This window comes from Stenotrophomonas sp. YJH_SMC_91, from assembly GCF_059368495.1.
Map to the genome: position 1 here is coordinate 159,217 of NZ_JCAFRT010000003.1, position 13,234 is coordinate 172,450.

At 66.5% G+C, this 13,234-nt stretch carries 11 protein-coding genes; 6 read left to right on the forward strand and 5 right to left on the reverse strand.

Features of this window, described 5'->3' with window-relative positions:
- The first annotated feature begins 29 nt into the window (after positions 1 to 29).
- The 4 genes from AC5P5X_RS06295 (at position 30) to AC5P5X_RS06310 (ending at position 4,180) form a co-directional block, all read left to right on the forward strand.
- A complete protein-coding gene (locus tag AC5P5X_RS06295; protein WP_049459446.1) occupies positions 30 to 1,751 on the forward strand; it encodes a penicillin-binding protein activator in 1,722 nt (573 codons plus the stop codon).
- Positions 1,741 to 2,109, forward strand: coding sequence for a YraN family protein (locus AC5P5X_RS06300; protein WP_012479149.1), 369 nt, complete (start codon positions 1,741 to 1,743; stop codon positions 2,107 to 2,109). Before AC5P5X_RS06295 ends, AC5P5X_RS06300 begins: the two co-directional genes overlap by 11 nt.
- Positions 2,110 to 2,219: 110 nt before the next feature.
- The gene (locus tag AC5P5X_RS06305) at positions 2,220 to 2,798 is read left to right on the forward strand and encodes a metal-dependent hydrolase (protein ID WP_012479148.1); all 579 of its coding nucleotides are present in this window, start codon (positions 2,220 to 2,222) and stop codon (positions 2,796 to 2,798) included.
- Positions 2,795 to 4,180 carry an FAD-binding oxidoreductase gene (locus AC5P5X_RS06310; protein WP_111188857.1) on the forward strand — a complete coding sequence of 462 codons (1,386 nt, stop codon included), beginning with the start codon at positions 2,795 to 2,797 and terminating at the stop codon, positions 4,178 to 4,180. Before AC5P5X_RS06305 ends, AC5P5X_RS06310 begins: the two co-directional genes overlap by 4 nt.
- A 102-nt stretch (positions 4,181 to 4,282) precedes the next feature.
- Here the strand turns inward: AC5P5X_RS06310 and AC5P5X_RS06315 are convergent, their stop codons facing one another.
- The 4 genes from AC5P5X_RS06315 to AC5P5X_RS06330 form a co-directional block, all read right to left on the reverse strand.
- Positions 4,283 to 6,283 (reverse strand): acyltransferase family protein, encoded by a 2,001-nt coding sequence (locus tag AC5P5X_RS06315; RefSeq protein ID WP_087802842.1) that lies wholly within the window; start codon positions 6,281 to 6,283, stop codon positions 4,283 to 4,285.
- A 271-nt stretch (positions 6,284 to 6,554) separates the two neighbouring features.
- Complete coding sequence (locus AC5P5X_RS06320) at positions 6,555 to 7,058, reverse strand: fimbrial protein (RefSeq protein ID WP_012479145.1); 504 nt, start codon at positions 7,056 to 7,058, stop codon at positions 6,555 to 6,557.
- Positions 7,055 to 9,541 (reverse strand): fimbria/pilus outer membrane usher protein, encoded by a 2,487-nt coding sequence (locus tag AC5P5X_RS06325; RefSeq protein WP_223846469.1) that lies wholly within the window; start codon positions 9,539 to 9,541, stop codon positions 7,055 to 7,057. Before AC5P5X_RS06325 ends, AC5P5X_RS06320 begins: the two co-directional genes overlap by 4 nt.
- Positions 9,542 to 9,627: 86 nt before the next feature.
- On the reverse strand, positions 9,628 to 10,602 hold the full coding sequence (locus tag AC5P5X_RS06330; protein WP_158230231.1) for a fimbrial protein: 975 nt from the start codon (positions 10,600 to 10,602) through the stop codon (positions 9,628 to 9,630).
- Positions 10,603 to 10,797: 195 nt separating this feature from the next.
- Here AC5P5X_RS06330 and AC5P5X_RS06335 point away from each other — a divergent pair, with 195 nt between their 5' ends.
- Positions 10,798 to 11,313, forward strand: coding sequence for a fimbrial protein (locus AC5P5X_RS06335; RefSeq protein ID WP_043033817.1), 516 nt, complete (start codon positions 10,798 to 10,800; stop codon positions 11,311 to 11,313).
- 56 nt (positions 11,314 to 11,369) lie between these two features.
- Positions 11,370 to 12,092, forward strand: a complete 723-nt coding sequence (locus tag AC5P5X_RS06340; RefSeq protein WP_012479141.1) for a fimbrial biogenesis chaperone — start codon at positions 11,370 to 11,372, stop codon at positions 12,090 to 12,092.
- 113 nt (positions 12,093 to 12,205) lie between these two features.
- On the opposite strand, the gene thiL is transcribed toward AC5P5X_RS06340, so the two are convergent.
- Positions 12,206 to 13,168: a thiamine-phosphate kinase gene (thiL, locus tag AC5P5X_RS06345; RefSeq protein ID WP_111188858.1), complete on the reverse strand. Its 963-nt coding sequence runs from the start codon at positions 13,166 to 13,168 to the stop codon at positions 12,206 to 12,208.
- Positions 13,169 to 13,234: the final 66 nt, after the last annotated feature.

Genomic DNA, 13,234 nt, shown 5'->3' on the forward strand with positions numbered 1-13,234 from the left:
GCCGCTGCCCTCATCGCATGGACCCGATCATGAACAAGCCCGCCGCACGGATCTCCGCCCTGTCGTTGTCGCTGATGCTGCTGGCCGGCTGTGCCACCACCAGCCTGACCAGCGCGCCCGAATCGCCGGCCCAGAGCCAGGCGCTGGCGCTGATCGAACAGGGCAAACCGCGCGACGCCGCCCTGCAATTGGAAGCGCTGGCCGCAACCCTGAAAGGTGGCGCCCGCAGCAACGCCCTAGCCGATGCCGCCTGGGCCTGGCACCTGGCCGGCGACAGCGCTCGCGCGCGCAGCCTGCTGGGCCAGCTCACCGCCCGCCAGCTGACCGGCGCCAGCCTGCAGCGCTACCAGCTGACCGGCGCCGAGCTGGCACTGGCCGACAAGCAGCCGGCGCAGGCGCTGGCACTGCTGAAGGACAGCGGCGACAACGTACTGCCGGCCCTGCGCACGCGCTGGTACGTGGCACGCGCGAATGCCCTGCAAGGCACCGGCGACAGCTTCGGCGCCGCCGCCGAGCGCGCCCGCGCGCACGCCAGCCTGACCGGCAGCGCCCGCAGCGAAAACCAGGCCGCCATTGCCGGCCTGCTCGGCACGCTCGACGACGCTACCCTGCGCAGCCGTGCCGCCGCCCTGCCGGCCAACGACCCGCTGTACAACTTCGCTGGCCGTGCGCTGATCGCACGCGGCCTGCCGCTGCCGCGCCCGTTCGACCGCGACGGCGCCGCCCAGTTCGATACCAGCAAGCGCCCGCCGGCGATGAGCGACGGTTACCGCCCGCCGGCCAAGCTGGCCGTGCTGCTGCCGCTCAGCGGCCGCCTGGCCACCGCCGCGCAGCCGGTGCGCGATGGCCTGCTCGCCGCCTACTACGGCGAGACCCGCCGCCGCCCGGACATCAACTTCATCGACACCGCCGGTACCCCGGCCGGTGCGCTGGCCGCATATGACAAGGCCGTCGCCTCCGGTGCCGACTTCGTGGTCGGTCCGCTGGGCCGCGACGAAGTGGACGCGGTGTACGGCCGCCAGCAGCTGCAGGTGCCGGTGCTGGCACTGAACCGTGGCAAGGACGCGCCGCCGGCCGGCAGCGCCGGTTTCTCGCTGGCGCCGGAAGACGACGGCATCGTCGCCGCCGAATACCTGCGTGGCCGCGAGCGCGGCAAGGCGCTGGTGATCAACAGCGCCGACGATACCGGTCGCCGTGCCGCCGCCGCCTTCGCCCAGCGCTTCGCCCAGCGCGGCGGCCAGGTGGTGGCCACGGTCGGCGTCAGCGATGCGGTTGGCGATGTCGGTGCGCAGGTGCGCAATGCCGGCCAGGTCGATGCCGTGTTCCTCGCCGTGCGCGCCCCGCAGGCTCGCCTGCTGGCGCCGCAGCTGGCGCTGGCCGGTGCCGGTGGCGCCACCCGCGTCGGCACCTCGCAGCTGACCGTCGGCAGCGGCAAGATGGAAGAAGACGTGGCGCTGGACGGCATCGTCTACCCGAACGAAGCCTGGAACGTGCGCAGCGTGTCGGGCCTGCCGTCGGCCAGCCAGGTCGCCAGCACCCTGCCCAGCGCACGCGGTGCGGCCGGCCGCCTGTTCGCCTTCGGCGCCGATGCCTGGAAGATCACCGCCTACCTGGACAAGCTGTCCAACGAAGGTGGCCTGGACGGTGCCACCGGCACCCTGTTCCTGGACAGCAACGGCAACATCCTGCGCCAGCCGGCCTGGTCCACCTTCAATGGCGGCCGGCCGATGCCGATCGTCGGTGGTCGCTGAGCGCAGCCAACGGGGCTCGGCGGTGGAAGCCGCCGCCGAGCAGCATCTGCAACGGGCCGGACTGCAGCCGCGTGCGCGCAACGTGCGTTATCGTGGCGGTGAGCTGGACCTGGTGATGGACGACGCCGGCACCGTGGTGTTCGTGGAGGTGCGCTACCGCGCGCGATCTGATTTCGGTGGCGGCGCGGCCTCGGTGGATGTGCGCAAGTGTCGGCGCCTGGCACATGCCGCATTGTTGTACCTGCAGGACCATCCCGCGCTGGCCGATGCGCCGTGCCGCTTTGATGTGGTGGAAGCTACGGGCGAGCCGCCGCAGTTGCAGTGGCTGCGCGATGCGTTCCGGTTGGATGATTGCTGATGGCTACCGTTTGCTTTGGTAGAGGCCGACCTTGGTCGGCGCTTCTGTGCCAACCAAGGTTGGCAGCTACCAGAGCGCAGCCTGGCCGGCACGACCATGGTGCGTGACTGATGCCTTCGATCATCACCCATGCCGCTGTGCCTCTGGCGCTGTGGTGCGCCGCGGATCGTGGCCGCATTCCGGCATGGCTGCTGGCCGCCGGTGTGGTCGCCGCGATGCTGCCCGATGCCGATGTACTGGCCTTTGCCCTGCATATTCCCTATGCCGATGCGTTCGGCCATCGCGGTGCCAGCCATTCGTTGTTGTTTGCCGGGGTGTTGGCCGCATTGGCGGCGTTGTGGTCTGCATTGTGCCAACCCAGGTTGGCACCTACCAAGGCGCGGCCAACGGTGGCATCGACCATGCAAGCCACCGTGTTCGTCTTCATCTGCGCGGCCAGCCATCCCCTGCTCGACGCCATGACCTCCGGCGGCCTTGGCGTTGCCCTGGCCTGGCCGTGGAGCGAACAGCGCTTCTTCGCCCCGTGGCGGCCGATCCGCGTTTCACCGTTTGCCCCGCAGTTCTTCAGCGCGCGCGGCATCGCTACCCTGCTCTCTGAACTGCGCTGGGTCTGGCTGCCGCTGGCCGGCGCCGTTGTTGCCTGGAAACTGATCCAACCCGCTCCTGCTGCCCCACGAGATCTGTCATGAGTACTGCCCTGCCCGCCGCATTGATTGCCGAACTGTCTGCCCTGCTGGGCGCGGAGGGCTGGCGCATGGATGACAACGCGCTGGAGGCGAACGCGCAGGACAACTCGTGGCGCCACCAGCGCCCCGCTGCCGTCGCGCTGCCCGCCAGCGTCGAACAGGTGCAGGCACTGGTGCGTGCCTGTCGCGTGCATGGCGTAGCGCTGGTCGCGCGCGGCGCCGGCACCGGCACCACCGGTGCAGCCGTGCCGTTGCCGGGCAGCATCGTGTTGTCGTTCACCCGCATGGACCGCATCGTGGAGATCCGTGCCGGTGATCGCTGCGCCGTGGTGCAGCCCGGCGTGCTCAATGGAACGCTGCAGCAGGCGCTGGCGCCACATGGCCTGTTCTGGGCACCGGACCCATCCAGCGCGGAGATCTGCAGCGTGGGTGGCAACCTGGCCTGCAACGCCGGTGGCCCGCGCGCGGTGAAGTACGGCACCAGCCGCGACAACGTACTCGGTCTGGTCGCCGTCACCGGCACCGGCGAGGTGATCCGCTGCGGTGGTGCCTACACCAAGGACGCCACTGGCTACGACCTCACCCACCTGCTGGTGGGCAGCGAAGGCACACTGGCGCTGATCGTGGAAGCCACCCTCAAGCTCACTCCGCTGCCGGTCAGCCAGGCCGGGCTGCGCGTGTTGTACCGCGATGCGGATGCCGCCGCAGCCGCCGTGTCGCGGTTGATGTCGCAGCCGGTGGTACCCACCCGCCTGGAATTCATGGACGCACGCAGCCTGGAGCTGCTGCGGCTCAATGGCGCCGATGTTCCGGAGGCCGGTGCGATGCTGCTGGTCGAGGCCGATGGTGACCACGACACCCTGCCCTATCTGTTGCAGGCATTGGCCAGCGCCGCCGAAGGCGACGGCATGATCGAGCTGGACGTGGCGATGGAAGGCCGCGCGCGCGACCAGCTGTGGGCGGCGCGCAAGGCGCTGTCGCCGGCACTGCGGACGGTCGCGCCCGGCAAGATCAATGAAGACGTGGTGGTGCCAGTGTCGCGCATTCCGGAACTGGTGGCCGGTGTACAGGCATTGGCGCGCGACTACACGCTGACCATCGTCACCTTCGGTCACGCTGGCAACGGCAACCTGCACGTCAACATTCTTTACCACCCGGACGACGCCGACGAGAACGCACGCGCGCATGCCGCACTGCCGAAGATCTTCGAACTGACGCTGTCACTGGGCGGCACGCTGTCCGGCGAGCATGGCATTGGTTTGGCCAAGCGCGATTTCATGGCCCAGGCGTTCAGCCCGGCCACGCTGGCGACGATGCGCGCGATCAAGGCCGCGCTGGACCCGGACGGCATCCTCAATCCAGGCAAGGTGCTGCCGCTGGCATAGGCCGCGTGCACTCCTTTAGGGCCGAGCCCATGCTCGGCTGCTCGTCGACCCGGTCCCGATCAAGCCCGCGCTGCGCGTGGCAAGCCGAGCGTGGGCTCGGCTCTACAAGGACTTGTCGCTTGCACTATCGATCAGCGTCTGCCGGAAGCTGGGCAGCAGCACGCGGTTGCCATGCCCACTCAGGTGATCATTGTCGAAGAACAGCGGTTCACCCTCTTCCACCGCCGAGCAGGTCTGCGGCCCGCACAGCAACGGTAGCGGGTCCCACACCGTGAGCCATGGATAGCGCGCCGCCAGCTCGGCCAGCAACGCCATCTGCGGCGCGCGCAGCCTTTCCAGATCGGCACGCGGCATGCTCAGGCCACCGGCACAGGCAGGATTGCGGCGGTTGAACCAATCCGAACAACGGTAGGCCCCGGCCTTGAACAACGGCAGCGGTGCATCCACAACCACGTGCACGGCCAGCTCCTGCAAACGCCCAAGAACACGATCAGCCTCGTCACGCGCGGCCTGTGCATGGGCCGGGGTGCGCTCGTCCAACAGCTGTTGATAGATCTGTTGTGCATCCTGGCGCTGCCAATCGAACCCACGCAGCTCCGGCATGCGCAATGCTGCCAGCAGCACGATGTCACCCGGACGCGCCTCACGCTCGATATTCGACAATGCGTTTTCAATGAAGTCCCGACAGTCGGCCGGGCTGGCCCGCAGTAGATTGACGAAGCTGCAACCACCGCGGTCATCCTGGCGCATCTCCATGCCGGTCTGGCGCGCGACCATGCTGGTCATGGTGCGGTAGGCCGCCGCATGCGAATCCCCCACCACGAACAGGCGCCGCCCTTCGAGCGCCGGCGCGCTCACCGGCTCCAGCGACCGCCATGCGGGATAGCGACGCGCCTGCCATGCGTAGCCATCGCGGGTAACGCTGAGCGAGATCTGCTCGTGGTATTCCACCGTAGCCCACGCGCCTGCGCCGCATAGCGCGACCACTGGCAGCCCCATCGCCAGCACCTTGGCCGGTGCCAGCCGCAGCAGCGGCGCCGCACTGCGCAGCGGGCGCTCGATGAAGTGGTAGGACGCGGCCGACACCGCCAGCAGCAGTACCGGATACAGCCACAGCGCAGCACCGTGCAGGCCGCAGGTCCAGCGCAGCAGCACCAGCAGCGGCCAATGCCACAGGTACAGCGAATAGGACAGCCTGCCCAGATACGCCAGCGGCGCGCACCCCAATGCGCGGCCGATGCGCGATGTACCCGGCGCCGACACACTCGCCAGCAGCATCAACGTGCCAGCCACGGTAGCCAGCACGCCCGGAACCGGCATCGCCAGCTGCGGTGCAATCACCACGCCTGCACCCAGCAGCGCCAGACCGGCCACGGCAACCGCATCCCCGTTCTGGCCCGGCGTGCGCGTGCGCATCCACTGGTACAGCAGCGCGCCCGCGGCCAACTCCCAGAACCGTGCGGGCAGCAGATAGAACGCCGCCGCCGGTGCCGTTTGCGCCTGCCAGCCTGCCCACGCCAGCGACAGCAGGGTCAACACCGGCAACAGCCAACGCGACCATGGCCAGCGCTCACGCCCACGCAACCACACGAAGAACAGCAGCGGGAAGACCAGGTAGAACTGCTCCTCCACGCCCAGCGTCCAGGTGTGCAGGAAAGGGTTCAGTTCCACGCCGGGTGAGAAGTAATCGTCCTGCTGACCCGCCAGCACGATGTTGCTGAAGCCGATCAGCGCGGCCCAGCCGGTCTGGTCGAACTGCTCGTTGCGCCACGCGCGGGGAATGAACAGCGCCGACAGCACAAAGGTCGCCATCAGCATCACCAGCAGCGCCGGCAACAAGCGCAGCACGCGGCGCCGGTAGAAATCAAGCAGCATTGCGCCCAGCGACGCATTGGCGCGCGAGGCCAGCGACTGGCTGATCACGAAGCCGGACACCACGAAGAACAGATCCACGCCGGTGAAACCGCCGGGCAACCACGCCGCATTGGTGTGGAAGACCACGACGGCCAGCACCGCCAATGCACGCAGGCCATCGATGGCGGCGTTGTGGGAACGTTCGGGAGGGGACATGCGCGTGGTCAGTAGCGAGCGATCCGGCAGCATCGCCACCGGCTGCACAGTCACTCAATGGACAATCACGACAGATGGGGCCTTCGTTCAGATACAGTCAAGACTTCGATCCTGCCATCTGCTTCTCCGCGCGGTGTACCCCAGTCGACTGACGACCATTCCCCCCCTCGCCGGCACATCGGCAAGGCGAGATAGGTCGTCATTGCCGTACGCGCACGTCATCCGGCATGGAGGTGAAGCATCCATTCGCAATGGCAAGCTCATTGGAACCTGAGTTCTTCCCCATGCAGCGACTGGATGAAGACTACTGGTAGGTTGCTGTGATGGTGATCTCGGTCTGCACCGAGCCCGCGTTGATACCACTGGTGGAGGGCAGGTAGTAGCCCGCACGCAGCGTGTAGCTGGCCGTCGCTCCAGTCACTATGACAGGAATGTCCTTGTCTCCCTTCTTCAGAGGTGTCGATCCGCTCGCGCCTGCCAGCAGCACAATGGAAAGGCCCTTGGCGGGCTCGCTCGTCGCCGTGTTTTTCCACCGCAGGGCATCGCCCTCCGCAGCGGTCCCATCAAAGGAAAGCAGTGCCTTGGTGACGCCGATGCATCCGGTGAAATTCAGATTGCTGGTCTTGAGATTGTTGTTGCCCACATTGAGTGCATCGGCCTTGACGCTGTCGAGCGTGATGGCGGGGGTGGCCAGCGCACAGGTACCCGGCAACACTCGGCCACTGATGGAAAGTGTCTGGCTGCTGGCCGGCGATGCGGCCATCAGCAATGCAAGCATGGCCGGCAGATGACGGTACTGATCGATCATGGAGATTCTCCTGGAGCAAGCGAAGATTGAATGTCAGGACCTGGAATCGCGGTCTCTACCCGCAACCCGGCGTCGCCCATTGGCGTGCACAGCGCCTGGGTCCAGGACAGGCCATAGGCGTCAGGTTTGGCGGGCATGCGGTACAGCAGTCGACAGCGGCTGGGGCCATCGGCATCGACGATCAATGCTCCTTCATCCTGGGCACCGCGCAGATGAATCACGCCCCCCTGCCCAACGGCTCCGCGCGGCGTGCCGTTCTCCTCCTGCACGCGCGCGGCAAACGGCAACGGCTGCCCAAGCGCGTCCGTCGCATCGATGAACAAGGAGCGCTCGCGTCGCACTTCGAACGGAACACGTACGATGCTGCCCGCTGTCGGCGCGATGCGCCGGGAGGTCTGTAGGAGTTCCACTTCCAGCGGCAAACCGGACGGGTCAAGATCAATGCGGTTCCAGCGGTAAGGGCTGATGTGCGGCAGCAGCGCATAACCACGGCGATCAACACGGAGATCAGCGCCGGCTCCGATGCGGGCGCCGTGCGCGCCGGGCGCCTGCACCAGCGCAAATCCCTCTCCCACTGGCTGCCCCAGGGTGATCCCACCACGGTGCAAGGCGATGCTGCCGGCGGCCCCCAGCGTGTGACTGCTGAAATGCCCGGCTCGGGTGAAGCCCGCGCTGAGATGTGCGTAGCGGCCTTGATAATCGGCGAATGCAGTGCTGCTGCGTACCCCGCCCGCCCGCTGCTCTCCAGACAGTGAATAGTTGAGCGCGCGACGCTCTCCCACCGCACCTGTCAGGCTCAGCTGGGCCTGGCCTCCACCGTCAGAGCGACCCACGCGGGTGCTGGTCCGCTGCGTGCTGCCGTGGGATCCCAAGGGCAGACTGACCGTGAGGTCGTAGCGGGTGTCCTGACGACCGTTTCCCTGCCGGAAACGCATGACGGATACGCCGTAGTTGACCTTCCCCGCAACGGTATTGAAGCTCAGCTGCAGATCATTCTGGCGCTGCGTGCTGTCCCAGTACGCGACGTGGCCGCCGTCGAGATGCAGGCTGCTGCGCTCCCCGATCCTCTGTGAGAAGTTCAGCTGGTAGCGCTGGCGCGCACGTCCCACTGGATGCCACTCGTCCGAGCGGGCCGTTGCCAGATCGTGCAGCGTGAGGAAGCCCCGGGTGCTGTAACGATACGCCGCAAGCCCGAAGTTGGTGCCACTTTCTGCCAGGTAGCGCTGATAGTTCACCCGGTAGCTGTTGCCGATCAGGGGCCGCCCGTCCGCCTGGCGGGCGCGCGAATGGGTGACGTCCATGCCCAGCGCGCCGACAGGAGTGTTGACCGCCACCCCCAGCAGGCCGGCACCGTATCCTTCAGCCAGCTGCAATCCCCCGAGAGCTGTCAGTCGATTGTTCAGTCCATGCGCATGGGTGGCCTCGGCGAAGCCCAGCCGCTGCAGGACGTGACGGCCTCTTAGTGCACCGGCGGTCACGCTTGAGCGGGACGTACCCGCGCGCAGCGCCTGTGGCACCGCCGAGAAGCTGACGGTGAACTGCTGCTGCCGGCCATCGGCTTCCATTACGATCACCTGCAGGTCACCACCAAAGTTGGTGGGATACAGATCGTCTATCGCGAACGGCCCTGGAGCGACGTTTACTTCATGGATGACAACACCGTCCTGCTCGATGCGCACCACTGCACTGCTGTCGGCAATGCCACGTACCACCGGTGCATATCCGCGCAGTGAATCAGGCAGCATCCGTTCATCACTGGCGATACGCACCCCCGTGAACGGCACACTGTCAAACAGCTGCCCACTGGTGTTGCCCTCACCCAGCAACAGCTGGCTGTTCCACCCGGGAATGTCACGCTGGGCGTAACTGTTGATGGTGGTACGGCGCACCTGCCCCCGCGCATGGTTGAAGGCGGTGCGATGGCGGAAGCGCCAGCTCCCGATGTTCGCACCCATGCGCAGGCCGAGGTGGCTGCGATCGACGCCTGCACTACGGCCATGGCTGGCGCTGTAGTCCACGAACAGGGCGTTGATGCCTGGATCACGTAGCTCAACCGGCACCAGGCCTCGTGCCGCCCTCGCCTGTGCAGCCTGCGGCACGGAGATCAGCAGCTGCAGCGTGCCGCTGTCGAATGTCACTGTTGCCCCCGCGATCACGGACGGCAGGTCGATACAACCCGTTGCCCGCTCCAGCGCCATTCGATAGGTGGCCTGCAGTTCCAGCTCCCGCAGCAGATCCGCAGACAGGCAGGCACCCGCCCGGTCAGGGTCGTCGCCCGCTACGAAGGTGATGTCGCGTGTCTGCAGGTACTGGCCGTTGACCAGCACATCAACGCGGTAGTCGCCTGCGGGCATGGGGTTGCCGCGCACATAGCGACGCATATCGATGGTTCGCCCACCCACGAGGAAGCCGTCACTGAATTCAAGGCCCGTTTCGGTCTCCGCGTGGGCAGGTAACGCCAGTCCCGACAGAGCGAATGCCATGGCCGATGCAAGCCGTGAAGCACACAGACCTGGACGCGGCGTAGTGGAAGGGATCATGCCCGCATTCCATTCATGCGCGACGCACCTCAGTAGTAATCTGCCAGCAACGTTGCTTCACCACGTATCGATCCGGTGCGCAGCGTCCCGGTCGTGCGCAGGTAGCGCGCACTGAATGGAACCGGCAGGGCACTGCCTGATGCGGCGCCATGGGTCCAGGGGGCTTTCATCCGCACAGGATTCCCTCCACTGAGGATCTGCACTGCCACACCATTGGCGGTACTGCCCGGCGCCGCCTTCAGCGTGTTTGACGTGCTGGCAGGATCGTGAACGTCCACCAGCTCCAGAACCAGTCGGCGCCCGGAGGCGGCACAGCTGACGCGCACATTGAACGACTTCTCGCCCGCGCTGCCGTTGCGCTGCAGGGTTACCGCGTCCACCGGATCCAGGTCGACGTTCTGCGGAGTGACCGCGCAGGTCTGGGCACGAAAGCGGAAACCAAGGTTGAAACGATGGAACCCACCCGTGCCGCCAGACGTCGTGCGCAGGGAGCCCGCAGGCCGGCGGGCCACGTCGTGCATTGGTCCGCCCCGTGAGAACGCGATGACCTGCACGGTGACGTTCTTTCTTGCTCCATTCAGCGAGTACCGGCTCGGAACACCGTCGCGCAGCGGAACGCCACCTTCCTCGACCTCCTCGATCGGGCATTCGGGATCGGATATTTCGCAGCCACCATAGCTGTAGCTGAAGGCCAACAAGGGCGAGGTGGAATCCATTTCGTAGGCGGCAATCGCGCGGCTCCCCCAGGGCACGTCGCGAACGTACTTCATTCCGGTCAGCTGAAGCAGCTCCTCCATCTGCGTTTCACCTGCGTCGCAGACCAGGGTCAGCATTCCAGAATGGAAGCCCAGAGTGATATCGGCACGGTCGGTAAAGGCGACGTCGAAAACGTGATCGAGCTGTGCGTCGCCCCCCGGTGCGCGGCAGGTCGCGCTCGCACTGAAAGCAACCGTCGCTCCCAACAGGGCGAGGCAGCCAGCGTATGCAGGACAGAGCGACATCATTGGCATCTACTGGGGCAAAGGCGGGGACACGCACCGTACGCGCTTGCCGAGCCATCGCCCATGCAGAAAGTTGCAATTGCCGCAATGACGGGCTTTTGCAACATTCTTCATATCGTTGGGGACTACACCCGGACAGACTCCCGCCAACCCACGACATCGCTGTCGTGCAGGATTCCATTGCAGAGAGAACAGTCCATGCCCCTTCAAACGCAACTGCTGTGCGGGGCCTTCCTGGCCCTGACGATTCCCTCCCTGGCCCACGCCGAGCGCCTGGAAATCACCGGATCGCTGGAAACGTCCACCTGTACGGTCGGCACGACCGGTGGCGCGATCACCGTGCCGATGGGCAAGGTTGATCTTGTCTCGGTGAACGCGGCAACACGTGCAGGCCAGAAGAACTTCACCATCAACCTTGACTGCAGCGGCTCCGGTGCCGCGCAGAAGGTTGGCGTCCGCTTCGGTGGTACGCAGCATGACAGCACCGGCAATCTCGCACTGACAGCGGCCTCGACAGCACGCAACGTCGGGGTTGCGCTGTATGACGCGGACGACAATCACCAGCGCATCGGTGATGACCCGACGCGGTGGCTGACGATTGCCGCCGGTGGCAGTGGACAGCTGACGTATAGCGCCTGGTACGCATCGCCCTCACAGAATGCGCAGGCCGGGCAGGCCAACGCATCCGGTGACTTCGTCGTTCTCTACGACTGACTTCCGTGGCAGCCTGGCCGGATGCGCCAGGCTGTCGTCGTCCAGCGAGGCGCCGCATGAAATTCTCATTCCTTTCGGGGCTGTCCGCGTTGCTGGCTGCCCTATTCGCCCTTCCCGGCCAGGCCGCCGTGACACTGCAGGGAACCCGCATCGTGCACGATGCCGCCAAGGGCCGCGATGTCACAGTGAAAGCGAGCAACGTCGGCGAGCAGCCTGCCATGACCCAGGTCTGGATCGACGATGGCGACAGCCACGCACGACCGGAAGATGTACGCACGCCCTTCCGGCTGACGCCGGCCGAACCGCGCCTGCTGCTGTCACAGCATGCCCAGGCATTTCGCATCACCTATGCACCGCGCCCCTCGGATCCGCCGGTGCCCATGGATCGCGAGTCGGTGTTCTACTTCAATCTGTTGGACATACCGCCCAAGCCTTCCGGAACTGCAGACCGCAACCTGCTTCAGTTCGCAGTGCGCACGCGGGTGAAGCTGTTCCATCGCCCGGCAGGGCTGCCGGGCAATGCGCGCGATGCAGCAGCTGCCCTGCTGTGGTCCGGCGATGGCGATGGCCTGCAGGTGCGTAACCCAAGCGCGTACCACGTGTCGCTGAGTTCGTTGACGCTTGCCGACGGCCGCAGCGTCGAGGTGGACATGATCGCGCCGGGAGCACAGGTACGCTATGCACTGCCGGATGGCGCAGTCATCCCAGCGTCAGTGTCATTCACATGGCTGGATGACTACGGCACACCTCGCGATTCGGAAGCCCGCGTTGAGCGGTAGACCCGTGTCGCTGATGCAGAGCCGAGCTTGCGCCCACCTTTCATGTATTGCGTAGAAGCAGCCGAGCATGACTCGGCTCTACAGGATACGAATCGTGTGCAGACCTTTGCCGGTCACGCGAAGTGCTGGTATCCGCCGTCGGCGGCTTCGCCATCCACGTGCACGCCCTGCCCTTCGGCGATGCGGCCGATGCGGGTGAGCGGCACGTCCAGCGATTCGGCCAGATAGTGCAGCGCATCGCGCTGGTCGGCGGCGGCGGTGAAGCACAGCTCGTAGTCGTCGCCACCACGCAATGCGTAATCGCGTGCACCGTCGCGGCCGAGCAGCTCACGCAGCGCGTGCGAGATCGGCAACGAATCGGCATCGACATGCGCGGCCACGTTGCTGCGCGTGGCGATGTGGCCCAGATCGGCCAGCAGGCCGTCGGACACATCCACCGCCGCATGCGCGAAGGCACGCAGGCGCAGGCCCAGGGTCACACGCGGCGTCGGCCGCAGCAGGCGCAGGCGCAGGCTTTCGTAGTCGGCCAGCAGCGTGGCGGTGGCGATGCTCAGCGCACCCTGCTGCCACAGGCGCAGCGCACCGGCGGCATCGCCCAGCGTGCCGCTGACCCAGATGTCATCGCCCACCTGCGCGCGGTCGCGGCGCAGCGCCTGGCCACGCCCGACCTGGCCCATCGCGGTCACCGACAACGACAGCGGGCCACGCGTGGTATCGCCACCAATCAGTGCAATGTCATGCTGGTCGGCGAGGGCGAAGAAGCCATCGGCGAAGGCCTCGATCCAGTCTTCAGAGGCTTCCGGCAGCGACAGCGCCAGCGTGCACCACGCCGGGCGCGCGCCCATCGCGGCGAGGTCCGACAGGTTGACCGCCAGGGTCTTCCAACCAATGTCGAAGGCCGGGGTTTCCGCCGGGAAGTGCACGCCGCTGTTGAGCGTATCGGCGGTGACCACCAGTTGCTCATTGGCACGCGGCTGCAGCAGCGCGGCGTCGTCGCCAATGCCGAGCAGGATGTCGTCGCGCTCGAGGGTGCGGGCGCGGATGCGGTCGATGAGGGCGAATTCGGCCAGGGACATGGGGCGTTCCGGCGGGTTGCATGGATGGGCGGCGGGCGCGGATGCCGACCAGGTGAACCGGCTGGG